Origin of the sequence: Pseudomonas sp. CBC3 (genome assembly GCF_037967085.1) — a bacterium.
Lineage (GTDB): Bacteria > Pseudomonadota > Gammaproteobacteria > Pseudomonadales > Pseudomonadaceae > Stutzerimonas.
The window spans coordinates 865,357-889,385 of sequence record NZ_JBANEO010000002.1 but is presented as its reverse complement, the minus strand read 5'-3'; the positions used below and the strand labels follow the sequence as shown (position 1 = coordinate 889,385).

Below are 24,029 nucleotides of genomic sequence, written 5' to 3'. Positions count from 1 at the left end.
GCGAGGCTCGTATCGCATGACGCCCGTGCTGCCACGGGCGTTTTGCTATCTGCTTACGGATTACACAGAAACGCTGCAACTTCGTCTGCAGCACTGTCCAGATGCTGTTCATGAGTCAGCCCTGATCGTTTCAGCGGCTTGAGATCATGATCCGCGGCCACGAGCCAGTGGAGACGAATCGCTGGTGATAGCGCGTAACCGCTAACCGTATCCCGGTCGCCCAAGGCATCGCGCTCGCCTTGGATGATCAGCGTTGACGTGCGCAATTCGGCAAGATGCGCCACGCGTGGCTTGTCCGGTTTGCCGGTGGCGTAGAACGGATAGCCCAGACACACCAGCGCATCAGCGTCCAATTCATCGGCCAGCAGACTGGCCATTCTTCCCCCCATCGACTTGCCCCCAATCGCCAACCGACCTGCGGTTTGCTGTCGCACCGAGCGATACACCGCACGCCACTCTTGCAGCAACTGCGCCTGTGGGTTGGGCGGCCGTTTGCGCCCGTTCGCGCGGCGCTCGGCCATGTAGGCGAACTCGAAACGAAAGACCGCAACCCCGCGTGCCAGAAGCCGTTCGGTCATCTGCTGCATGAACGGACTGTCCATCGGCGCGCCCGCACCGTGCGCCAGAATCAAGCTGCCGCACGCCTCGCCTTGCGGCTGATCGGCTCTGATGAATGGAATTTCATCGCCCTGCGAGTATTGATCGGCGTCAATACCGGCCATTTGCCCTTTGCCCATCCTTGCCCCCGCTTTTCAGTGAAAGAAACGTCTGCTCACGCAACGAAAAACATGCTCACTACCGTGGATGGAAGCCCATACATGAACACAGCAACCAGTACCGCCTATGACTATAAGGTGGTCCGCCAATTCGCCATCATGACGGTGGTGTGGGGAATCGTCGGGATGGGGCTCGGCGTTCTCATCGCAGCGCAGCTTGCCTGGCCCGCACTCAACTTCGATCTGCCCTGGACCAGCTTCGGGCGCTTGCGACCTCTGCACACCAACGCGGTGATTTTTGCCTTTGGTGGCTGCGCATTGTTCGCAACCTCCTACTATTCCGTCCAGCGCACCTGCCAGGCCACGCTGTTCGCACCCAAGCTGGCGGCCTTTACCTTCTGGGGTTGGCAGCTGGTGATTCTGCTCGCGGCGATCAGCCTGCCGCTGGGCTTTACCAGCTCCAAGGAATACGCCGAGCTGGAATGGCCGATCGACATCCTGATCACCATCGTCTGGGTGTCCTACGCGATCGTGTTCTTCGGCACCCTGGCGACACGCAAGGTCAAGCACATCTACGTCGGCAACTGGTTCTTCGGCGGGTTCATCCTGACCGTGGCGATCCTGCATGTGGTCAACAACCTGGAAATCCCGGTCACTGCGATGAAGTCCTATTCGCTGTATGCCGGCGCAACCGACGCCATGGTGCAGTGGTGGTACGGGCACAACGCCGTGGGCTTCTTCCTGACCGCTGGCTTCTTGGGGATCATGTATTACTTCGTGCCGAAGCAGGCCGAACGCCCGGTGTATTCCTATCGCCTGTCGATCGTGCATTTCTGGGCGCTGATCACCGTTTACATCTGGGCCGGCCCGCATCACCTGCACTACACCGCGCTGCCGGACTGGGCGCAGAGCCTCGGTATGGTGATGTCGCTGATTCTGCTGGCACCGAGCTGGGGCGGCATGATCAACGGCATGATGACCCTCTCGGGCGCCTGGCATAAGCTGCGCAGCGATCCGATCCTGCGCTTCTTGGTGGTGTCCCTGGCGTTCTACGGCATGTCGACCTTCGAAGGTCCGATGATGGCCATCAAGACCGTCAATGCCCTCTCCCACTACACCGACTGGACCATCGGCCACGTTCACGCCGGCGCCCTCGGCTGGGTTGCCATGGTCTCGATTGGCGCTCTGTACCACCTGATTCCCAAGGTATTCGGCCGGGCGCAAATGCACAGCATCGGCCTGATCAACTCCCACTTCTGGCTGGCCACCATCGGCACCGTGCTTTACATCGCTTCGATGTGGGTCAACGGCATCGCTCAAGGCCTGATGTGGCGTGCGATCAACGAAGACGGCACGCTCACCTACTCCTTCGTCGAAGCACTTGAAGCCAGCCATCCGGGCTTCGTCATTCGCCTGATTGGCGGTGCGGTCTTCTTCGCCGGCATGTTGCTGATGGCCTACAACACCTGGCGCACCGTGCGTGCCGCCAAACCGGCCGAATACGAAGCCGCCGCGCAGATCGCCTGAGGAGCCGAACCGAAATGAAACAACACGAGAAACTCGAGAAGAACGTCGGTCTGCTGACCCTATTCATGATCCTCGCGGTGAGCATCGGCGGCCTGACTCAGATCGTTCCACTGTTCTTCCAGGACGTGGTCAACGAGCCGGTGGAAGGCATGAAGCCCTATACCGCGCTGCAGCTCGAAGGCCGCGACATCTATATCAAGGAAGGCTGCGTCGGTTGCCACTCGCAGATGATCCGGCCGTTCCGCGCCGAGACCGAGCGCTACGGCCACTACTCGGTCGCCGGTGAAAGCGTCTACGACCATCCCTTCCTGTGGGGTTCCAAGCGTACCGGTCCGGACCTGGCCCGTGTCGGCGGCCGCTACTCCGATGACTGGCACCGCGCGCATCTCTACAACCCGCGCAACGTGGTGCCGGAATCGAAGATGCCGTCCTATCCGTGGCTGGTGGAAAACACCCTCGATGGCCGGGATACCGCCAAGAAGATGAAAGCCTTGCGCACCCTGGGTGTGCCTTACACCGATGAAGACATCGCCAGCGCCAAGGACGCGGTCAAGGGCAAGACCGAAATGGATGCCATGGTGGCTTACCTGCAGGTTCTTGGCACGGCTCTGACTAACAAGCGCTGACCATCGAAAGCGGCGCGCTGCAAAGACAGCCGCCAGGGACTTCAATCGCGGACAGCCCGAGTGGCTCGGGCTGTCCAGGAGTAGCACATGAGCACTTTCTGGAGTGGATACATCGCCCTGCTGACGCTGGGCACCATCGTCGCGCTGTTCTGGCTGATCTTCGCCACCCGCAAGGGCGAGTCGGCCGGTACGACCGACAAGACCATGGGGCATTCCTTCGACGGCATCGAGGAGTACGACAACCCGCTGCCCAAGTGGTGGTTCTGGCTGTTCATCGGCACGCTGGTGTTCGGCATCCTCTATCTGATCATCTATCCGGGCCTGGGCAACTGGAAAGGCGTCTTCCCCGGCTACGAAGACGGTTGGACGCAGGAGAAGCAATGGCAGCGCGAAGTCGATCAGGCCGATGCCACGTTCGGTCCGATTTTCGCCAAATACTCGGCCATGGGTGTCGAGCAAGTCGCCCAGGACGAACGCGCCTTGAAGATCGGCGGCCGCCTCTTCGCCAACTACTGCTCGGTTTGCCACGGCTCGGACGCCAAGGGCGCGAACGGCTTCCCCAATCTCGCCGACAACGACTGGCGCTGGGGCGGCGATGCTGAAACCATCAAAGCGTCCATCCTCCATGGCCGTGTCGCGGCGATGCCGGCCTGGGGACAGGCCATCGGCGAAGAGGGTGTGAAGAACGTCGCGGCTTTTGTACGCAATGATCTGGCCGGTCTATCGCTGCCGGAAGGCACCGGCGCGGACGTCGCCGCCGGCGCTCAGGTGTACACCCAAACCTGTTCGGTCTGCCATGGTTCGAACGGTGAAGGGATGGCTGCATTGGGAGCGCCGAACCTGACCAACCCAGCCGGCTGGATTTATGGCTCCAGCCTGCCGCAACTGCAGCAGACCATCCGCCACGGCCGCAACGGCCAGATGCCGGCGCAGGAGCAATATCTGGGCAACGATAAGGTGCACTTGCTGGCCGCTTACGTTTACAGTCTTTCGCAACAGCCAGAACGCCTGGCGAAGCAATAATCATGACAGGGCGGTATTGCGATACCGCCCTGTTCCAAATCAAGCCTCATTATAAAAAGTGCCAGTGCGACGCTCTGTCGCAGACCGCTCACCCCCTTCCCCGTTTGCCCTTCAGTGCAGCTGCTCTTATATTCCTCCCCACTCGTCGAACCCCCGCAGAACTACAAGGCGAAGCCCTCGATTCATCACATCGGCATGATGTGAAAACGACCCTGCAAAGAGCATGGAAAACGCTTGGAATCAGGGTCTGAACGGCACGAGATGGCCTGGGCGTTGATTGCATTGCCCCCCTCCTTTCTCCATACTTGCCGCCGTTTTTGCCCCCTGAAATGCCATTTAGCGTGGAAGCCTTGCATGAGCACAGCAATAAGTGAGACTGCATATAACTATAAGGTGATTCGCCAATTCGCCATCATGACGGTGGTGTGGGGAATCATTGGGATGGGTATGGGCGTGCTTATCGCCTCGCAGTTGGTGTGGCCCTCACTCAACTTCGACCTGCCTTGGGCCAGCTTTGGCCGCCTACGTCCGTTGCACACCAATCTGGTGATTTTCGCCTTCGGCGGCTGCGCCCTGATGGCAACATCCCTATACGTGGCCCAGCGGACCTCGCAGACGCGTCTGTTTTCCGACGGCCTGGCCGCCTTCACCTTCTGGGGCTGGCAAGCGGTCATCGTTCTGGCCGTTATCACCCTGCCGATGGGTTTCACCAGCTCCAAGGAATACGCCGAGCTGGAATGGCCGATCGATATCCTGCTGGCCATCGTCTGGATCAGTTACGCGACGGTGTTCTTCGGCACCCTCATGAAGCGCAAGGCCAAGCACATCTACGTGGGTAATTGGTTCTTCGGTGCCTTTATCCTGGTTACGGCGATGCTGCACATCGTCAACAACCTGGAAATCCCGGTGTCCTGGTTCAAGTCCTACTCGATCTACGCGGGCGCGACCGACGCGATGGTTCAGTGGTGGTACGGTCACAACGCGGTTGGTTTCTTCCTGACCACCGGCTTCCTGGGCATGATGTATTACTTCGTACCCAAGCAGGCTGGCCGCCCGGTCTACTCCTATCGTCTGTCCATCGTGCATTTCTGGGCACTGATCACCCTGTACATCTGGGCTGGTCCGCACCACCTGCACTACACCGCACTGCCTGACTGGGCACAGAGCCTGGGCATGGTGATGTCGATCATCCTGCTGGCGCCGAGCTGGGGCGGCATGATCAACGGCATGATGACCCTGTCGGGTGCCTGGCATAAGCTGCGCACCGATCCGATCCTGCGCTTCCTAGTGGTCTCGCTGGCGTTCTACGGCATGTCGACCTTCGAAGGTCCGATGATGGCCATCAAGACTGTCAACGCACTCTCCCACTACACCGATTGGACCATCGGCCACGTACATGCCGGCGCCCTCGGCTGGGTAGCCATGATCACCATCGGTTCCATATATCACCTGATTCCGAAGGTCTTCGCTCGCGAGCAGATGTACAGCATCGGCCTGATCAACGCCCACTTCTGGCTGGCCACTATTGGCACCGTGCTCTACATCGCTTCGATGTGGGTCAACGGCATCACCCAGGGCTTGATGTGGCGTGCGATCAACGAAGACGGCACCCTCACCTATTCCTTCGTCGAAGCGCTGGAAGCCAGCCATCCGGGCTTCATCGTTCGGGCGCTGGGCGGTGCATTCTTCCTCGCTGGCATGCTGCTGATGGCTTACAACACCTGGCGTACCGTGCGTGCCGCCAAGCCGGCTGAGCTCGAAGCCGCCGCGCAGATCGCCTGAGGGAATCGATAAATGAAGAATCACGAAATACTCGAAAAGAACATCGGTCTGCTGACCCTGTTCATGATCCTCGCAGTGAGCATCGGCGGCCTGACCCAGATCGTTCCGCTGTTCTTCCAGGACGTGGTGAACGAGCCAGTGGAAGGTATGAAGCCCTACACCGCGCTGCAGCTCGAAGGGCGTGACCTGTATATCCGCGAAGGCTGCGTCGGTTGCCATTCGCAAATGGTTCGTCCGTTCCGCGCCGAGACCGAGCGCTACGGCCACTACTCGGTTGCCGGCGAAAGCGTCTACGACCATCCGTTTCTCTGGGGCTCCAAGCGTACCGGCCCGGATCTGGCTCGCGTCGGCGGCCGCTACTCCGATGACTGGCACCGCGCGCACCTCTACAATCCGCGCAACGTCGTACCTGAATCGAAGATGCCTTCTTACCCCTGGTTGGTCGAGCACAGCCTCGATGGCAAACACACCGCCAAGAAGATGGAAGCCTTGCGCAGCGTAGGCGTGCCTTACACCGAAGAAGACATTGCCGGTGCGAAGGACGCGGTCAAGGGCAAGACAGAAATGGATGCCCTCGTAGCCTATCTGCAAGTACTTGGCACCGCACTCACCAACAAACGGTAACGCACCATGGATATCGGGACTCTTCGCGGTCTGGGCACCATTCTTGTTTTCGTCGCCTTTATCGGCATCGTGCTCTGGGCTTACAGCAGCAAACGCAAGAAAAGCTTCGATGAAGCCGCCAACCTGCCCTTCGCAGACGAGCCCGACGTCAAGAAGCGTGATGAAGAAGCTTCCAGGAGTAAGAAATAGATGACCTCGTTTTGGAGTTGGTACGTCACCCTGCTCAGCCTGGGGACCATTGCGGCACTGGTCTGGCTGCTGCTTGCGACTCGCAAGGGACAACGCCACGACAGCACCGAAGAAACCGTCGGCCATTCCTATGACGGCATCGAGGAGTATGACAACCCGCTCCCGCGCTGGTGGTTCATGCTGTTCGTCGCCACCGTGATCTTTGCCCTTGGCTATCTGGTTCTGTATCCAGGCCTGGGTAACTGGAAAGGCGTGATGCCCGGCTACGAAGGTGGCTGGACTCAGGTCAAGGAATGGCAGCGTGAAGTCGACAAGGCAAACGAACAGTACGGCCCGCTCTACGCTAAGTTCGCAGCGATGCCGGTCGAGCAAGTGGCTCAGGATCCGCAAGCCCTGAAAATGGGTGGCCGCCTGTTCGCTTCCAACTGCTCCGTCTGCCATGGCTCGGACGCCAAAGGTGCCTACGGCTTCCCCAACCTGACCGACCATGACTGGCTGTGGGGCGGCGCGCCCGAAACCATCAAGACCACCATCATGGGTGGACGTCAGGCCGTCATGCCGGCGTGGCGCGATGTGATCGGCGAAGAAGGCATTCGCAACGTGGCCGGTTACGTCCGTACTCTGTCCGGCCGGGAGATTCCTGAAGGCATCAACGCCGACATTGAGCAGGGTCAAAAGATCTTCGCTGCCAACTGCGTAGCCTGTCATGGAGCCGACGGTAAAGGCACCGAAGCCATGGGCGCACCGAACCTGACCGACAACGTCTGGCTTTACGGCTCGAGCTTCGGTCAGATTCAGCAAACCCTGCGCTATGGCCGAAACGGTCGCATGCCAGCCCAGGAACACATCCTTGGCAATGACAAGGTGCATTTGCTGGCGGCTTATGTGTACAGCCTCTCGCAGCAGCCGGAGAACTGATCCAACCCGCACAGGCGCGACTTACGGTCGCACCTGATGCCGGCTATCGAGGCGTACCATTTGCACCAGGTCAGCTAAGGATCCCGGTCGACACGTATTGACCGGGACACTCACCCTCCGCCGTGGTACGCATTCGATGTCTGAGCAAATTCCCGTCCATGATGTAACTCCTCCGGCCAAGGTCAACGCCTCATCCGATCTCTACGCCGCCCGCGAAAAAATCTACACACGCTCCTTTACCGGCCTGTTCCGCAACCTGCGACTCGTCGGCGGTGCGCTGCTGTTCGCGCTCTATTTCGGCACTGTATGGCTTAACTGGAACGGTCGCCAGGCCGTCTGGTGGGACCTGCCCGAGCGCAAGTTCTATATTTTTGGCGCTACCTTCTGGCCTCAAGATTTCATTCTTCTTTCCGCGCTGCTGATCATCTGCGCATTTGGACTGTTCTTCATCACTGTATTCGCTGGCCGCGTCTGGTGTGGCTACACCTGCCCCCAGAGCGTGTTCACCTGGGTATTCATGTGGGCGGAAAAGATCACCGAAGGCGATCGCAATCAGCGCATGAAGCTCGACAAAGCGCCAATGAGCGCCGGCAAATTCGGGCGCAGGCTGGCCAAACATGCCATCTGGCTGGGCGTATCCCTGGCCATCGGCATTACCTTCGTCGGCTATTTCACACCGATTCGTGAACTGGTGCCCGACCTGCTCACACTGGAAGTCGGCGGCTGGGCGCTGTTCTGGGTCGGCTTCTTCACCCTCGCCACCTATGGCAACGCCGGTTTCCTGCGCGAGCAGGTGTGCATTTACATGTGCCCCTATGCGCGCTTCCAGAGTGTGATGTTCGACAAGGACACCCTGATCGTTTCCTACGACCCGCGCCGTGGCGAGCGGCGTGGCCCGCGCAAGAAAGACGCCGACTACAAGGCGCTGGGCCTCGGTGACTGCATCGATTGCACCATGTGCGTACAGGTCTGCCCGACCGGCATCGACATCCGTGACGGCCTGCAGGTCGAGTGCATCGGCTGCGCGGCCTGCATCGATGCCTGTGACACCATCATGGACAAGATGAACTATCCACGGGGTCTGATCAGCTACACCACGGAGCACAACCTGTCGGGGCAGAAAACCCGGCTGGCTCGGCCGCGACTGATCGGCTATGCCATCGCATTGCTTGCGATGATGGGTGTGTTTGCCTATTCCGTCTCGGACCGCGCACTGGTCAAGCTCGACGTCCTGAAAGACCGCGTGCTCTATCGCGAGAACGAGCAAGGCAGGATCGAGAACGTCTATACGCTGAAAGTGATGAACAAGGCTCAGAACGAGCAGACCTTCATCATCGAAGCCACTGGGCTGGACGGTCTGCAGTACGAAGGCCGCAACGAGGTCCACGCCGGTGAAGGCGAGCTGATCACGGTCCCGGTGGAGCTTTCGGTTGCACCGGAACAACTGCCCTCGAGCACAAACGAAATCGTCTTCCACATCAGATCGGCAGACGACCCCGAAATCGAAGACGAAGCGGATAGCCGCTTCATCGGTCCTAGCATTCGCTGAACAGGTAGTACATGAGCGCACCTTCCGATACTGAAAATAGCCGTTGGTACAAGCAATTCTGGGCCTGGTTCGTCATCGGCATCCTGATGATGTCGGTGATCCTCGGCACCTCGATGCTGGTCATCGCGATCCGCAACTCCGACACCCTGGTATCGGACAACTATTACGATGCCGGCAAGGGCATCAATCAGTCGCTGGAGCGTGAAAAGCTTGCCGAGCGTCTGCAAGTGCAGGCGCAACTGACGCTCAACGACGATCGTGGGCTCGCCGAAGTTCAGCTGAGCGGCCATAGCGGTCCGCAGCAACTGGTACTCAACCTGCTCTCCCCCACGCAGCCCGAGCGCGATCGCCGCATCGTTCTCCAGCCTCAGGGCAACGGCTTCTACCAGGGGCAGATGCAGGAGCCGGTCACCGGCCGGCGTTATGTCGAACTGCTCGGTCGCGAGGGCGATCAGGACTGGCGTCTGTTCGAAGAAAAGGACATCGTGAGCGGTCAGACGCTTGAACTAAGCTACTGACCGGTCGATGGCGAATCCAACCCCCTGCTTTCACTGCGGTCTGCCGGTTCCCGCCGGCAGCGCCTTTCACGCCCGCGTTCTCAATGAGCAGCGGGCGCTTTGCTGTCCGGGTTGTCAGGCGGTCGCGGAAGCCATCGTTCAAGGCGGTCTGGAAAGCTACTACCTGCATCGCAGCGATACCGCCATCAATCCCGGCGCCCTGCCGCAGGCGCTGAGCGAAGAGCTGGCACTCTACGACCGCAAGGATGTGCAACAGCCCTTCGTGCAGCACGAAGGCGAGTTGGCCGACACCTCGCTGATGATCGAGGGCATCAGTTGCGCGGCCTGTGGCTGGCTGATCGAAAAACACCTGCGCGGATTCGATGGGATCTCCGAGGCCAACCTCAACCTTTCCAATCATCGCTTGCGGGTGCGCTGGAACGATGCGGTCTTGCCACTCAGCGAACTGCTCGCCGAACTTCGGCGCATCGGCTATGCCGCTCACCCTTACCGGGCCGATCAAGCGGCGGAGCAACTCGCGCGGGAAAACCGCCGCAGCATGCGCCAACTGGGTGTGACCGGGCTGCTCTGGATGCAGGTGATGATGGCTACCATGGCTACATGGCCGGAATTCAATCTGGATCTTTCGGAAAGCTTCTTCGTCACCCTGCGCTGGACCGCGCTGGTGCTCACCACACCTATCGTTTTTTATTGCTGCACCGACTTTTTCAAGGGCGCGTTGCGGGATTTGCGTACCCGTCACCTGAGCATGGATGTTTCGGTATCGCTGGCGATCGGCGGAGCCTATATCGCCGGCATCTGGTCGACGGTGACCGGTCAGGGCGAGCTGTATTTCGATGCCGTGGGCATGTTTGCGCTGTTCCTGCTCGCCGGACGCTTTCTCGAACGCCGCGCGCGCGAACGCACCGCCGCTGCGACTGCGCAGCTGGTCAATCTATTACCGGCGTCCTGCCTGAAGCTCGTCGAAGATGGCCAGACGGCGCGCATTCTGCTGAGCGAATTGCAGGTCGGCGACCATGTGCTGGTACACCCCGGCGCACTGATCCCGGCCGATGGTCGCATCGTCAGCGGGCAGTCGAGTGTCGATGAATCGGTCCTTACCGGCGAATACCTACCGCAGCCACGAAATGTCGGCGATGCGGTTACCGCCGGCGCCCTCAACGTCGAAGGCGCCCTGACTCTCGAAGTTCTGGCGCTGGGTGACAATACCCGCCTGTCCGCCATCGTGGGACTGTTGGAACGCGCCCAATCGGATAAACCGCGCCTCGCCGAACTGGCTGATCGCGTCGCGCAGTGGTTCCTGCTGATCGTGCTGCTGACCGCTACTGTAGTCGGTTTCGTCTGGTGGCAGATCGATCCTCAACGCGCGTTCTGGATCGTTCTCGCCTTGCTGGTCGCGACCTGCCCCTGCGCGCTATCGCTGGCCACCCCGACCGCCTTGACCACCGCCACCGGGACATTGCACAAGCTCGGGCTGCTGCTCACTCGCGGGCATGTCCTGGAGGGGCTCAATCAGATCGACACGGTGATTTTCGACAAGACCGGCACCCTCACCGAAGGACGCCTGACGCTGAGCGAGGTCCGTCCCCTGGGCGAGCTGGATGCCAACGCATGCCTGGAGCTGGCCGCCGCGCTGGAAAACCGCTCCGAACACCCGATCGCCAGAGCGTTCGGCCGCGCGCTGCAAGCAGCCGATGCGGTGGACAGCACCCCCGGGCTGGGCCTGCAGGGATCGGTTGCTGGACGCGTTCTGCGTATTGGCCAGCCGGGCTTCGTTGCGGCCGGATATGCAGGCGTCGCGCCCGAAATTCCGGGCGACAAGGGCCAATGGTTGCTGCTTGGCGACACGCAAGGGCCACTGGCATGGCTAGTACTCGACGACCGTCTGCGCGACGATGCACCTGCGCTGCTGCAAGCCTGCAAAAACCGCGGCTGGAAAACGGTGCTGCTATCCGGTGACAGCTCGCCGATGGTTGCCGAAATCGCTCGACAGCTCGGCATCGAGGACGCGCACGCAGGAATGACCCCGACCGACAAGCTCGCCCACCTGCAACGGCTGCAAGCCGAAGGTCGCCGCGTGCTGATGCTTGGCGATGGCGTCAACGACGCTCCGGTCCTGGCTGCGGCGGACATCAGCGTAGCTATGGGCTCAGCGACCGACCTGGCCAAAACCAGCGCCGATGCCGTCCTGCTCACCAACCGACTCGACAGCCTAGTGCAAGCTTTCGCCGTGGCGCGACGCAGCCGTCGCATCATCATCGAAAACCTCGCCTGGGCGAGCCTGTACAACGGCTTGATTCTGCCATTCGCCGCCATCGGCTGGGTAACGCCGTTGTGGGCAGCCCTGGGCATGTCGGCAAGTTCGCTGGTAGTGGTGCTCAATGCATTGCGACTGGCGCGCCTGCCTGCTCCCTCTGCGCCCCGACATTCTGCGCTGCCTGGCGTAGGATAGTCGGCGTCTGCCAAGGCTGCGTTGCCGAACCCATCTGGAGACCCGCTATGGCCGCACTTTACATTCTGATTCCCGTCGCCGTGGTTCTGGTCGCACTGGCTATCTGGGTATTTTTCTGGGCGGTCGACAGTGGCCAGTATGACGATCTGGACGGCCCAGCCCACAGCATCCTGTTCGACGAGGAAGATCCCAAGCATCGCGCCGGCATCGAAGAAGCGGACAAGGGCAGCGACGAGGGAAAAGCCGATCGTGACTGAGCTATTGCCGCTGCTGGTGTCGGCGTTCGTCCTCGGTTTGCTGGGCGGCGGGCACTGCCTGGGTATGTGCGGCGGCCTGATGGGCGCACTGACCATGGCAATCCCGGCGCAACAGCGCGGCAGACGCCTGCGTTTGCTGCTGGCATACAACCTGGGACGAGTGCTCAGCTACGTCAGTGCGGGTCTGCTCATCGGATTGGCCGGCTGGGCGGTAGCCAATAGCCCAGCCGCCATGGCGCTGCGAGTCGTAGCCGCGCTGTTGTTGATCAGCATGGGGCTTTATCTGGCCGGCTGGTGGAGTGGACTGACGCGTGTCGAAGCAGTAGGACGCGGCCTCTGGCGTCACATCCAACCTTTCGCCAGTCGGCTCATGCCGGTCCGCAGCGTGCCGCGAGCTTTGCTGCTTGGCACGCTCTGGGGCTGGCTGCCTTGCGGCCTGGTCTACAGCACATTGCTATGGGCCGCGAGCCAAGGCGACGCGCTGGACAGTGCACTACTGATGCTGACATTCGGTATCGGCACCTGGCCCGTACTTCTGGCGACCGGCCTGGCCGCCGAACGGCTCACCGCGCTATTACGCAAACGCGGCGTGCGAACGCTCGGCGGCATCACGGTAATCCTGTTCGGCGTTTGGACACTTCCTGGCCCGCATCAGCACTGGTTGATGGGGCATTAACTGGAAGCCGGAAGAAGCGCAGACAGGTGATCCGTCCAATTTACTGGCGGTGCATCAGCTTCCTTCCGGCTTCAAACCTGAAGCTGCTCTAGACCGGCTCTTTCGGCATCTGCCGCTTGTGTGCCGACTTGTCGTAGGTTTCCACGATGATGCGAGCCGCCTCTTCAGGAACCGGCAGGCCTTGCAGGAACGCATCGATATTCTGATAGCTCACCCCATGCGCGTCTTCGTCCGGCTTGCCTGGCGAGAGCTCTTCCAGATCGGCCGTCGGCACCTTCTTGACCAGTTGCTCGGGCGCGCCTAACGCGGCGGCCAATTCCCGCACCTGATGCTTGACGAGGCCGGCCAGCGGTGTGAGGTCACAGGCGCCATCGCCGAATTTGGTGAAGAATCCCATCACCGCTTCGGCCGCATGATCGGTGCCGATCACCAGACCGTGTCGTGCATTGGCAATGGTGTACTGAGCTACCATGCGCATCCGCGCCTTGGTGTTGCCCAGCACGAAGTCGCGCTTCGCCGGGGTCAAGTCATCGAGCGCCTCGGTCGCCCGCGCCAAGCCCTGCACCGCAGCGCCGATATTGACCGTATGGCATTCATCCGGCTTTATCGAGTCAATTGCCAGCTGCGCTTCGTCCTCGTCATGCTGAACCTGATATGGCAGGCGGACCGCAATGAAGCGGTAGTCGTCGCCCTCCCCTGCGGCACGCATCCCCTCCACCGCACGCTGAGCAAGCAGGCCAGCCGTAGTCGAATCGACGCCGCCACTGATCCCCAGAACCAGAGTTTTCATGCCCGAATCGCGCAGGCATGCCTGGATGAAGGCAACCCGCCGCTCGATGTCGGCCTGGACCGCTGCAGGCCCATCAAACGGTGAGCAAACGTTGAGTGCGGCAGCGATCTCTTGTTGGCGGCTATGCATGTGTGTCTCCTATGCGGATGAACGGTTTCGGTTCAAGCCCTAGTTTGACTAATCCGACCACGGTTCGGCGATAAATCTCCATGTCCGCGCCACCGGTCTCAGCGCCCGCCGCTGGGTCTGGACTTGCTTGATACAGGTCAAGTCTACGCGGATGCGCCAGTCCTAGAATCCCGTCACCGCAGTCAAACCGAGACCGTATGATGCTCGACGCCATTCGCTGGGATGCCGACCTGATCCATCGTTACGGTCAGGCTGGGCCGAGCTACCCGTCATATCACGCGGCGCTCCAGTTCAGCGGCGGACTGAGTTCCTTCGATCTGCTGCATGCATTGCGTCGCAGTCGACAGGCCAGCCGCCCGCTTTCGCTTTATATCCATCTACCGTTCTGCGCAACGGCCTGCTATTACTGCCACCGTAACAAGGTCATCACGAGCGACCGCAGCCGCATCCAGTCCTATTTGCAGCGGCTGGAACAGGAAATCGAGATGATTGCCTGTCATCTCGCCCCGCATCAGGTGGTCGAGCAGCTGCATATCGGCGGCGGCACGCCGAACTTGCTCAGCCATCACGATCTGCGACGACTGATGACGCATCTGCGCAAGCACTTCAACCTGCAGAACGACGATCACGCGGACTTCAGTATCGAGATCGATCCCCGCGAAGCGGACTGGCCGACGATGGGATTGCTGCGCGAGCTTGGCTTCAATCGGATAAGTGTGGGTCTGCAGGCGCTGGATCCAGATGTGCAACGAGCCATCAACCGGCCGCAGACGATCGAGCAGACCCAGACGATCATCGAGGCAGCTCGGACCCTGCAATATCGCTCGCTACACATGGACCTCGTCTATGGCCTACCACTGCAGACCCACGGACGCTTCGCCCGCACGGTAGAAGCCGTTCTTGCCCTGCAGCCTGATCGCATATCTGTCTCGAATTATGTGCACCTACCCGAACGGCACATGGCACAGCGACGAATAAGCGCCACGGACCTCCCCACCTCGAACGACCAGCTCGCGATGCTGCAACACAGCGTGGAACAACTGACCCGCTCCGGCTACCGCTATATCGGCATGGATCAGTTCGCCCTGCCTGATGACGAGCTGGCAATGGCGCAGGAGGACGGCACGCTACAACACAACGTTCAGGGCTACACCACACATGGTCATTGCGACCTGATCGGTCTCGGCGTTTCGGCGATCAGCCAGATCGGCGATCTGTACTGCCAGAACCACAGCGATATCACGCTTTATCAGCAGATGCTGGATCAAGGGCAGCTGGCCACGGTTCGTGGACTGCGATGCAGCGAGGATGATCGAATCAGGAGTCAGGTGATCGAGGCGTTGATCTGCAATTTCGAACTGCATTACGACGAGATCGAAAGCGCCTACGGGATCGACTTCAAAACCTATTTCAAAGACAGCTGGCCAACTCTGGAAACGATGGCTGCCGACGGGCTCATTCAACTCAAGGCAGACGCGCTCGTCATCCTGCCGGCCGGACGCCTGCTGGCCAACGCGATCTGCATGCAGTTCGACAATCGCGCGCCTCGTCCCGCCCGGCTCTTGTCCCGCGCCATATAACCGGAGCGTGCTTGCATGCGACCCTTGCGCCAATTGGCCTAAGCCGCTGGCCTGGGTTAATCTTGCGCGTCCCGTAAGGTTTTTCAGGAACCACCGATGTCCGAGTCGATCAAGGTCCGCAGACAACCGCAAGCTCATTGCAAGGATTGCAGTCTTTCCGGTCTGTGCTTGCCGCTTTCGTTGAACATGCAGGACATGGATACGTTGGACGAGATCGTCAAGCGCGGGCGTCCGCTGAGGAAAGGAGAAGCGCTGTTCCGCCAGGGCGAGCCGTTCAGCTCGGTGTTCGCCATTCGCTCCGGAGCCCTGCGCACCTTCAGCGTCACCGACACCGGCGAAGAACAGATCACCGGCTTTCATCTGCCGAGCGAACTGGTGGGCCTTTCCGGGATGGATACTGAAACCTACCCGGTCACCGCCCAAGCGCTTGAAACGACTTCGGTGTGCGAAATTCCATTCGATCGCCTCGATGAACTCAGCGTTTTGCTGCCGCAGCTTCGCCGTCAATTGATGCGCATCATGAGTCGCGAAATTCGCGACGATCAACAAATGATGCTGTTGCTTTCGAAGAAGAGCGCCGACGAGCGCATCGCGACCTTTCTGATCAACCTGTCGGCCCGCTTCAGTGCGCGGGGTTTTTCCGCCAACCAGTTTCGGCTGCCCATGTCGCGCAACGAGATCGGCAACTACCTGGGGCTGGCGGTCGAGACGGTCTCGCGGGTGTTTACCCGCTGTCAGGCCAACGGCCTGCTGGAAGCAGAAGGCAAGGAAGTTCGTATCCTCGATTCAATCCGGTTATGCGCCCTGGCGGGCGGAAACATGGACGCCTAGAAACTCGGACGCCTAGTAGCGAGAGCCCGTTATGATTTTCGACGAATTCGCCATCAAGACACTGATACGCCCGGTCCCCGACTTCCCCAAGCCGGGCGTGGTATTCCGCGACATCACTCCGCTGTTGCAGTCGCCCAAGGCGCTGCGCATGGTGGCGGATAGCCTGATTCAACGCTATGTCGAGACCAACTTCAGCCATGTAGGCGCACTCGACGCCCGCGGCTTCATCATCGGTTCGATCATCGCCTACGAATTGAACAGACCGCTGATCCTGTTTCGCAAGAAAGGCAAGCTCCCGGCCGACGTGCTGGCCGCGTCCTACAGCACCGAGTACGGCGAAGCCTTCCTCGAAGTTCACGCTGACAGCCTTTGTGAAGGCGATTCGGTGTTACTGCTGGACGATCTGATCGCCACCGGCGGCACGCTGATTGCCGCCGCGCAGCTGGTTCGCCGCATGGGCGCCAAGGTTCATGAAGCCGCCGCAATCATTGACCTGCCCGAACTGGGTGGATCACGCAAACTGCAGGACATGGGCATTCCCACGTTCACGCTCACCGCATTCGAGCTGAACGAGCGCTGATCATGTTCCGCAAAGCAACGAGGATTATCAGCTGCGCAGTTTTGCTGGTGACGTTCTGCTCCTCTTCGTTTGCCTTCGACCGCAACGCGTTGCTTGATGATGCGAATCTGCTGCTTCTGCCGCGCGAGCGGCCATTGCCGGTCCTCGAGCTGATAAACGAGCAAGGCCAGGCCGTCAGCACCGATTCTCTTCGCGGACGCTGGCACCTTATGTTCTTCGGGTTCACCGCCTGCCCGGATATCTGCCCCACGACACTGAGCGACATGCGACGGCTATTCGGCCAACTGCCTTCTGATGTTCGTGAACAGCTCCAGCTGGTGTTGATCACTGCCGATCCGGCGCGCGACACGCCCGAGGTGCTGCGCACCTATCTCGGTTATTACCGTGCAGGATTCCAAGGGTTGACGGGAGACATGGCGCAGTTGCAGAAACTGTCCAGGGCACTGGGGCTTCCGTTCGTACCGGCACAACAGACCGAGGGCGATTACAGCGTCAGTCACAGCGGCAATCTGGCTATCGTCGATCCTGATGGCAATCTGCGCGGCCACGTCCGCGCACCGTTCAAGCTCGACGGACTGCGCCAGGCCCTGCCGCAAATAATCGAGGCCGAATGACACATTCGGCGGGAGAATTAGTGGCAATCCAGGGTGTCAGCCAGCACATACGCCTGAAATGCTACTTCGTCGATCCAGTACTGAGTGACATCAGCTAGTGCCCTTTGCCCCTGCTCGCTTGAAAGGATTCGCTCGATCCGCTGCTGCAGCGCCGCATCCTCCGCCTCGATCCGCAGTGTCACCTCAGGCTCTTCCAGCGCAGGCAGCAACCGGTTGTAGCGCCGCCATTCCGGCAGCGCAGCGATTTGCTCGAGTAGTAGCCGGTCAGCTACTACCGCCTGACACTCACCCAGTTTCAAGCCAATCAACGTCTGTGCCGCACTTGAATAAGTGCGGGCGACACCCCCGAAGCGGCTCACAACGGTAGCAGCATGAGGGCTTCCGGCTGCAACGCAGAAAGAAGCGCCGGCAAGCTCGGCCCATCCGGCAGGCCCAGCTTCGGCCGCAGCCAGCGCCGCGATCGTGGCCGAGTAGTAGATCGCTCCCGAGTGGATCGCTCCGATGCGCAGATCCGCCTGTGCCTGCGCATCCGCGAGCTCGATGCCGTTCTCCAACGTCTCAGCCAGGCCGGCAAGCCAGGCCGCTTCGAACCCTTCGGCAACCGCCTCCGATTCAGTCGCCTTGAGCGGCCGATAATCCCCCACCAGCACCGCCTGCAAGGGTGCTGCGAACGCACCGGCCGGCATCAGCAACACGAACAACAACCGCAGCAGGTGGGACTTCACGGCACCTCCTCAGACGTACTGGTAGCGAAGCATCCTTTGCTTGAATTTTTCCAGCACCACCTGATCGATCAGCGTGGCAAGAATGGCGATCACCAGGATATTCATCATCACCCCGACCATGTCGGCGATCTCGCCGGAATAGGCGAGTGAACGCCCCAGGCCCTGCCCGAAGCCGATCAGCATTTCAGCGGAAATCAGCGCACGCCAAGCGTTACCGAAGGCCAGCTGAGCGCCGGTAATCAATTCTGGCATCACTGCCGGCAAATAAACGCGCCGCAGCAACTGCCAGCGCGACGCCCCCATCACCCGCGCGGCCGATACATGTACCGGCTGCACGCTTTCGGTGGCGTTCATCACCGACAGGGCCATGGGGAAGAATGCCGCCAGGGCCACCACCACGATGATCGGCAGGTTGCCGAAGCCCATGACGATGAGAAACAGCGGCACCCAGGCGATCGAGGGAATCGACTGCAGGATGACGATGGCCGAGCGCAGGATCTCCCGAAAGAAGAACAGCACGCCTCCGACCAGACCAAAGCCAATGCCAAACAGCAGCGCAAAGCCGTAGCCGCTACCAAGACGGCTCATGCTGCCGTACAGGCCTTCGCGGAATTCGGGCTCTTGTACCGTGGCGAACAGCCGTTCGAGCACCGTGGGAATCCCTGGCATCAGAAACGATGGCAGGCTCCAGGCGGCAGCCTGCCAAATCAGCAGGATGAACAGGACCGCCAGCACCACAGCAAGGTGTTTCTTCGGCCCGGTTAGACGACGAGGTTGACTCATGGCTGACCGACCTCCGTCTTGATGCCCAGCAACCGCAGAATCTCGGTGCGCTCGGCGGCAAATGCGGAGAGATCGTGACTCTTCTCGCAATGGGTGAAATTGAAGGTTTTCAGTACCCGCGCCGGGCGCGCGCTGAATACGAGGACATGGTCGGCCAGATACAGCGCCTCGTCGACGTCATGGGTCACCAGCAGCACGGTGGGCTGATGTTCGTTGATGAGCTCCAGCAGCACGTCCTGCAGCGCCATGCGGGTCAACGCATCAAGCGCACCGAAGGGCTCATCGAGCAGCAGTACCTCGGGTTTGGCGATAAAGGCACGCGCCAACGCCGTGCGCTGACGCATGCCACCCGAAACCTGATGAGGGTAGTAATGTTCGAAGCCTTCCAGGCTCACCCGGGCCAACCAGGCAGCGGCTTGCTCGAAGGCACTGGCCTTGGCCACGCCCTGCAGCTCCAGCGCCATGGCGACATTGGCCTGCAGGCTCAGCCATGGATAGAGCGCATGCTCCTGGAATACCAGGGTGCGCCGTGGGCTCGGTCCGGGAATCTTCTTGCCATCGGCCAACACACGACCTGCAGTCGGGTTCTCCAGCCCGGCCACCAGATGCAGCAAGGTCGATTTGCCACAACCAGAAGGTCCGACCAGAGCTACCAGTTCGCCCTGGGCAAACTCACCATTGAAACCCTTGATGACTTCCAGTTGCCCGAACTGCTTGTCTACTTCTTCGAATCTGAGCTGCATGAAAAACCTGAAAGAACTTCACCGGCAACGACCGGCAGAATGAAAACTGCCCGGCACGTGGCCGGGCAATGAGCGATCGGCGCCATTAACAGGTCGCCGATACGATGATCAGAGTTCGCGTGCTTCCTGCCAGGAAAGATCCAGGATCGCGCTGGTATCGAACGGCTTGCCGTCGCGGGTTTTCAGCGAACCCAGTTCCTGAAGGATATCGGCCAGCTCCTGGATACGCGCCAGATCGGCATCGTCCAGTTTGGCGGTGAAATCCTGGGTCGCGATGGCTTCCTCGATTACCACCTCACGTGACAACTCGCCACGCTCGAGCGTCTTGAGCGTCGGTTCGGCGATGAAGTAATCGGCGATCAGCTTGGCGGCTTCGGCGGGTTGCTTCTCCAGCAACTCAATGGCGTCACGCTGGGCATCGAGAGATTTCCAGACGGCATCCTTGCGCTTGGCCAATGTTTCACCGGAAGTGATCACCACCATGCAGGGGAAAGGCCAGACCTCGCCGATCTCGTAGATCTGCTTGACCGGTGCTACCAGCTGGGCGATGCGGTCATAGGGCTCGAACAGGAACGCCGCATCGACCCGACCGGAAACCAGCGACTGCACCGCAACCGCCGGACTGACACCCATGATATTTACGTCGCTGGGTTGCAGGCCGGCAGACTTCAGCGTCACGCCGCGCAGTACCGAATCGGCGGTGCTGCCCTCGCGCTGCGAAGCCAAGCTGTGTCCCTTGAGACCGGCCACATCATCGATACCGGTTTCGTTACGCACCAGAATCGAGTGATAACCCTGCTGGGCACCACCGACCACTTTCAGATCGGCGCCCTTGGAAGCCCAGGCGACCGCGTTGGTGAAGCCCAGTACACCTGTATCCAGCTGCCCGCCAACGATCGCCTTGATCAGATCGGTCCCGGAGCTGAATTCGACCAGTTCTACATCCAGTCCATGCTTTTTGTACAAGTCGCCTTCGAAGGCAACCATCGCTTGAGCATCGTCCATAACCCGGATGAAGCCAACCTTGAACTTTTCTTGAGCTTGCGCGAAAGCGCTGAGCAGCAGTAGCGCAGGGACCAGCCAGTGTTTTGCCTTCATCATCAACCTCAAGCTCTTAGGCAACATTTAGTCATATAACCAAAAGAAAGCTTTCAATTCCATTTAGTTATAATCAATTCTGGCTTAGAACTTTACACGAAGTTATTTCTGAACGGCACTAGTTAACAGTCATAAGCATTAAACCGGAGGTTATAAGTTGCTGAGATTGCACTACGGCAAAAGATTAGAGCGTGATCGTCTTCCGTCCAGCCAAGGCGTGGGCAAGCGTGCCGCCATCGACCAGATCGAGCTCTCCACCAAGCGGCACGCCATGTGCGATGCGGCTCAACGTCAGCCCCTTCGGAATCAACAGCTGAGCGATGTAATGAGCAGTCGCCTCACCTTCTACAGTCGGATTGGTTGCCAATATCGCTTCGCTGAAATTGCCTTCAGCTACGCGCACAAGCAGTTCAGGGATACCGATGGCCTCGGGACCCAGCCCGTCGAGCGGTGATAAGTGCCCCTTCAGGACGAAGTAGCGCCCACGAAAACCGGTCTGTTCCACAGCGAACACATCCACTGGGCTCTGGACGATGCATAGCAGCGAATCGTCCCGCCGCGGGTCGGCACATTGCGGACAGAGTTCATCCTCGCTCAACGTACGGCATTGCCGGCAATAGCCCACCTCCTCCATTGCCCGTGCAAGCGCTTGCGCCAATCGCAGCCCGCCACTTCGATCACGCTCGAGCATCTGTAGCGCCATGCGCTGAGCGGTTTTCTGTCCGACACCGGGAAGAACGCGCAGCGCATCGATGAGTTGACGAATAAGGGGACTGAAGCTCATGAATTTCTCGGAGAAAGCTGAAAGCTGAAAGCTGAAAGCTGAATCAGAGCCTGCGTTCGACCGGATGGTTTGCAAGCTCTTCCTCACGCTTCAAGCTTATGGCTTCTTTTAGAACGGCATCTTGAAACCCGGCGGCAGCTGCATGCCCTCGGTCATGCCCGCCATCTTTTCCTTGCTGTTCTGCTCAATCTTGCGCACTGCATCGTTCACCGCAGCGGCGATCAGATCCTCGAGGATCTCCTTGTCTTCCTGCATCAGGCTGTCGTCCAGGCTGACGCGTTTGACGTCGTGCCGGCCGTTCATCACAACGCTCACCAAGCCGGCGCCGGACTGGCCGGTGACTTCGGCGTTGGCCAACTCCTCCTGCATCTTCTGCATTTTTTCCTGCATCTGCTGCGCCTGCTTCATCAGGCCGGCCATGCCACCTTTCATCATGGGATTTACCTCGGATCAGGGTTCGGAGTGTTCTACGGGTTCGATGGTACCGTCACGAATGACGGCGGCGAACTGTTGCATCAATTGCTGCACCACGGGATCAGCCTGGATCGACTGCTCGGCCGCCCGCTGGCGCTCACCACGGCGTCGTGCCGCTGCCTGAGCGGGTGTTTCCTGCTGCGGCGTCTGCAGCTCGATATCCAGCCGCAATGTACGCCCGTGATATTGATTCAGCGCCTCGTTAAGACGCCGATGCTGGGTCGCGTTGAATAGCGCACTTTGCGCCGGATCCAGGTGCATCAACCAGCGATCGTCGCTCACTGAAATCAGTGTGCAATTGGCCGCGATGCTGCCGGTCAGGCCGCCCAGACCCAACTTCAGATAGATATCGAGCCACTCGGCAGCCAAACCAGTAGCAGGCTCGACCGCAGGGGCCGGTGCGACGACCTGCGGTTCTGCCGTCAGGTCATCCAGCCCTTCGAGATAGGCTTCGGCCTGAGTTTCGACTTCGAAATAATCCTCATCGGTCAACGGCGGCTCGTCATCGTCCGGCTCGTTCACCTCAACGACTGCGGCCACATGCTCGGGCTCGCCAACCGGGGCGATTCGCTGTTCAAGTGCCTCACTTTCCACCGCGACTGGGGACGTAACCGGCGGCTCATTCCAAGGCAAGTCGACGACCGGAGGAGCAGGTTCGGACACCAACTCGGGCTTGATCGCAGGAGCCGGAACGGGATCGGGATCGGGACTGATCGACACCAGAGCGGTGACCGGCTCCGGTGGCGATGAAGAGACAACGGGCGTCGAAGGCGCTGGCGCTGGCGCTGGCGAAGGCATCACACGCGACTCAGGTTCCGGCGCAGCCGATGTTGCTGGACCGGCCACATCGGTTGGTCTGGAATCAGTCGTGGCCGGACTGATCCCCAGGCTCTTTAGCGGTGTTCGTGGTGCATCTTCACTATCAGCCGGTCGAAACGCCAACATGCGCAGCAGGACCATTTCGAAGCCACTGCGTGGGTCCGGCGCCAGCGGCAGATCGCGCCGACCGATCAGGCCCATCTGGTAGTAGAACTGTACGTCTTCAGCCGGCAACGCCTGGGCCAGCCCCAGCACCCGCTCACGATCGCCCTGGCCGTTATCCACCGCCTCCGGCAACGCCTGGGCTATGGCGACGCGATGCAGCACATTGAGCATTTCGGCCAGCACGCCGCCCCAGTCCGGGCCTTGCTCCGCTAAGTGCCGGACCGCCTCCAGCATGGCGCGTGCGTCACCCTCCAGTAGCGCCTGCATTACCCCGTAAACCTGGCCGTGATCCAGGGTGCCGAGCATGCTGCGCACGTCCTCGGCCAGCACCTTGCCCTCACCAAAGGCGATCGCCTGGTCGGTCAGGCTCATGGCATCACGCATCGAACCGTCGGCGGCGCGTCCAAGCAGCCAGAGAGCGTCTTGCTCGAAGGGTACGTTTTCAGCACTCAGTACATGGTTCAGGTGCTCGACCACCCGCTCCGGCGGCATGTTCTTCAACGAGAACTGCAGACAGCGCGAAAGAATGGTGACAGGCAGCTTCTGCGGATCGGTGGTGGCCAGCAGGAACTTGACGTGCGGCGGCGGCTCTTCGAGCGTCTTCAGCAGCGCGTTGAAAGAATGCGACGAGAGCATGTGCACTTCGTCGATCAGGTAAACCTTGAAACGCCCACGGCTGGGCGCGTATTGCACGTTATCCAGCAGCTCGCGAGTGTCTTCGACCTTGGTGCGGCTCGCGGCGTCGACTTCGATCAGATCAACGAAACGGCCTTCATCGATTTCGCGACATACAGAGCACTCGCCACAAGGCGTGGAGCTGACGCCGGTTTCGCAGTTCAAGCACTTGGCGATGATCCGCGCGATAGTGGTTTTACCCACCCCGCGGGTACCGGTAAATAGATAAGCGTGGTGCAGGCGCTGGCTATCGAGCGCATTGATCAGGGCCTTGAGCACGTGCGTCTGCCCGACCATTTCGCGGAACGAACGCGGACGCCATTTACGGGCTAAAACCTGATAACTCATAACACCATCGCGGGGAAAGCAGAGGACGGGTAAT

General features: G+C 60.2%; 25 protein-coding genes. 16 read left to right on the top strand and 9 right to left on the bottom strand.

What is annotated here, in order from left to right:
• Positions 1–53: 53 nt before the first annotated feature.
• Positions 54–737 (bottom strand): alpha/beta family hydrolase, encoded by a 684-nt coding sequence (locus V6943_RS11335; protein ID WP_340553513.1) that lies wholly within the window; start codon positions 735–737, stop codon positions 54–56.
• Between the two features lie 81 nt (positions 738–818).
• Between V6943_RS11335 and ccoN (V6943_RS11330) the strand changes: the two genes are divergently transcribed.
• From ccoN (V6943_RS11330) to V6943_RS11275, 12 genes are all read left to right on the top strand, one after another.
• On the top strand, positions 819–2,243 hold the full coding sequence (ccoN, locus tag V6943_RS11330; RefSeq protein WP_197444708.1) for a cytochrome-c oxidase, cbb3-type subunit I: 1,425 nt from the start codon (positions 819–821) through the stop codon (positions 2,241–2,243).
• A gap of 14 nt (positions 2,244–2,257) precedes the next feature.
• A complete protein-coding gene (gene ccoO / locus V6943_RS11325; RefSeq protein ID WP_340553512.1) occupies positions 2,258–2,869 on the top strand; it encodes a cytochrome-c oxidase, cbb3-type subunit II in 612 nt (203 codons plus the stop codon).
• Positions 2,870–2,956: 87 nt separating this feature from the next.
• Entirely contained in the window at positions 2,957–3,892 is a 936-nt protein-coding gene (gene ccoP, locus V6943_RS11320; protein WP_340553511.1) for a cytochrome-c oxidase, cbb3-type subunit III, read from the top strand.
• 354 nt (positions 3,893–4,246) lie between these two features.
• Positions 4,247–5,674, top strand: a complete 1,428-nt coding sequence (gene ccoN, locus V6943_RS11315; protein WP_131648565.1) for a cytochrome-c oxidase, cbb3-type subunit I — start codon at positions 4,247–4,249, stop codon at positions 5,672–5,674.
• 12 nt (positions 5,675–5,686) lie between these two features.
• The gene (gene ccoO / locus V6943_RS11310) at positions 5,687–6,298 is read left to right on the top strand and encodes a cytochrome-c oxidase, cbb3-type subunit II (RefSeq protein WP_131648564.1); all 612 of its coding nucleotides are present in this window, start codon (positions 5,687–5,689) and stop codon (positions 6,296–6,298) included.
• A gap of 6 nt (positions 6,299–6,304) precedes the next feature.
• Positions 6,305–6,487: a cbb3-type cytochrome oxidase subunit 3 gene (locus V6943_RS11305; RefSeq protein ID WP_340553510.1), complete on the top strand. Its 183-nt coding sequence runs from the start codon at positions 6,305–6,307 to the stop codon at positions 6,485–6,487.
• Positions 6,488–7,405 (top strand): cytochrome-c oxidase, cbb3-type subunit III, encoded by a 918-nt coding sequence (ccoP, locus tag V6943_RS11300; protein ID WP_131648562.1) that lies wholly within the window; start codon positions 6,488–6,490, stop codon positions 7,403–7,405. It begins immediately after the preceding gene.
• A 136-nt stretch (positions 7,406–7,541) separates the two neighbouring features.
• Positions 7,542–8,954 (top strand): cytochrome c oxidase accessory protein CcoG, encoded by a 1,413-nt coding sequence (ccoG, locus tag V6943_RS11295; protein WP_340553509.1) that lies wholly within the window; start codon positions 7,542–7,544, stop codon positions 8,952–8,954.
• An 11-nt stretch (positions 8,955–8,965) separates the two neighbouring features.
• Entirely contained in the window at positions 8,966–9,472 is a 507-nt protein-coding gene (locus V6943_RS11290; RefSeq protein ID WP_131648560.1) for a FixH family protein, read from the top strand.
• Between the two features lie 7 nt (positions 9,473–9,479).
• Positions 9,480–11,924: a heavy metal translocating P-type ATPase gene (locus V6943_RS11285; RefSeq protein WP_340553508.1), complete on the top strand. Its 2,445-nt coding sequence runs from the start codon at positions 9,480–9,482 to the stop codon at positions 11,922–11,924.
• Positions 11,925–11,971: 47 nt separating this feature from the next.
• A complete protein-coding gene (gene ccoS / locus V6943_RS11280) occupies positions 11,972–12,181 on the top strand; it encodes a cbb3-type cytochrome oxidase assembly protein CcoS (protein WP_131648558.1) in 210 nt (69 codons plus the stop codon).
• Positions 12,174–12,857: a sulfite exporter TauE/SafE family protein gene (locus V6943_RS11275; protein ID WP_340553507.1), complete on the top strand. Its 684-nt coding sequence runs from the start codon at positions 12,174–12,176 to the stop codon at positions 12,855–12,857. Before ccoS ends, V6943_RS11275 begins: the two co-directional genes overlap by 8 nt.
• A gap of 88 nt (positions 12,858–12,945) precedes the next feature.
• On the opposite strand, the gene nadE is transcribed toward V6943_RS11275, so the two are convergent.
• Positions 12,946–13,776 carry an ammonia-dependent NAD(+) synthetase gene (gene nadE / locus V6943_RS11270; RefSeq protein WP_340553506.1) on the bottom strand — a complete coding sequence of 277 codons (831 nt, stop codon included), beginning with the start codon at positions 13,774–13,776 and terminating at the stop codon, positions 12,946–12,948.
• A 200-nt stretch (positions 13,777–13,976) separates the two neighbouring features.
• On the opposite strand from nadE, the gene hemN reads away from it, so the two are divergent.
• The 4 genes from hemN (at position 13,977) to V6943_RS11250 (ending at position 17,381) form a co-directional block, all read left to right on the top strand.
• On the top strand, positions 13,977–15,356 hold the full coding sequence (gene hemN / locus V6943_RS11265; RefSeq protein WP_340553723.1) for an oxygen-independent coproporphyrinogen III oxidase: 1,380 nt from the start codon (positions 13,977–13,979) through the stop codon (positions 15,354–15,356).
• Positions 15,357–15,452: 96 nt separating this feature from the next.
• Positions 15,453–16,187 (top strand): fumarate/nitrate reduction transcriptional regulator Fnr, encoded by a 735-nt coding sequence (fnr, locus tag V6943_RS11260; RefSeq protein WP_340553505.1) that lies wholly within the window; start codon positions 15,453–15,455, stop codon positions 16,185–16,187.
• A gap of 31 nt (positions 16,188–16,218) precedes the next feature.
• Complete coding sequence (locus tag V6943_RS11255; RefSeq protein WP_340553504.1) at positions 16,219–16,767, top strand: adenine phosphoribosyltransferase; 549 nt, start codon at positions 16,219–16,221, stop codon at positions 16,765–16,767.
• Between the two features lie 2 nt (positions 16,768–16,769).
• On the top strand, positions 16,770–17,381 hold the full coding sequence (locus V6943_RS11250; RefSeq protein WP_340553503.1) for an SCO family protein: 612 nt from the start codon (positions 16,770–16,772) through the stop codon (positions 17,379–17,381).
• A 17-nt stretch (positions 17,382–17,398) separates the two neighbouring features.
• Here the strand turns inward: V6943_RS11250 and V6943_RS11245 are convergent, their stop codons facing one another.
• The 7 genes from V6943_RS11245 to dnaX all read right to left on the bottom strand — a co-directional run bounded on the left by V6943_RS11245 (position 17,399) and on the right by dnaX (position 23,995).
• On the bottom strand, positions 17,399–18,106 hold the full coding sequence (locus V6943_RS11245; protein ID WP_340553502.1) for a transporter substrate-binding domain-containing protein: 708 nt from the start codon (positions 18,104–18,106) through the stop codon (positions 17,399–17,401).
• 9 nt (positions 18,107–18,115) lie between these two features.
• Positions 18,116–18,889 (bottom strand): ABC transporter permease, encoded by a 774-nt coding sequence (locus V6943_RS11240; protein WP_181102094.1) that lies wholly within the window; start codon positions 18,887–18,889, stop codon positions 18,116–18,118.
• Complete coding sequence (locus V6943_RS11235) at positions 18,886–19,632, bottom strand: ABC transporter ATP-binding protein (RefSeq protein WP_340553501.1); 747 nt, start codon at positions 19,630–19,632, stop codon at positions 18,886–18,888. Before V6943_RS11235 ends, V6943_RS11240 begins: the two co-directional genes overlap by 4 nt.
• Positions 19,633–19,740: 108 nt before the next feature.
• A complete protein-coding gene (locus V6943_RS11230; RefSeq protein ID WP_131648966.1) occupies positions 19,741–20,730 on the bottom strand; it encodes an ABC transporter substrate-binding protein in 990 nt (329 codons plus the stop codon).
• A 184-nt stretch (positions 20,731–20,914) separates the two neighbouring features.
• On the bottom strand, positions 20,915–21,514 hold the full coding sequence (gene recR / locus V6943_RS11225) for a recombination mediator RecR (protein WP_131648550.1): 600 nt from the start codon (positions 21,512–21,514) through the stop codon (positions 20,915–20,917).
• Positions 21,515–21,622: 108 nt separating this feature from the next.
• On the bottom strand, positions 21,623–21,949 hold the full coding sequence (locus V6943_RS11220) for a YbaB/EbfC family nucleoid-associated protein (protein ID WP_131648549.1): 327 nt from the start codon (positions 21,947–21,949) through the stop codon (positions 21,623–21,625).
• Between the two features lie 15 nt (positions 21,950–21,964).
• A complete protein-coding gene (gene dnaX / locus V6943_RS11215) occupies positions 21,965–23,995 on the bottom strand; it encodes a DNA polymerase III subunit gamma/tau (protein WP_340553500.1) in 2,031 nt (676 codons plus the stop codon).
• Positions 23,996–24,029: the final 34 nt, after the last annotated feature.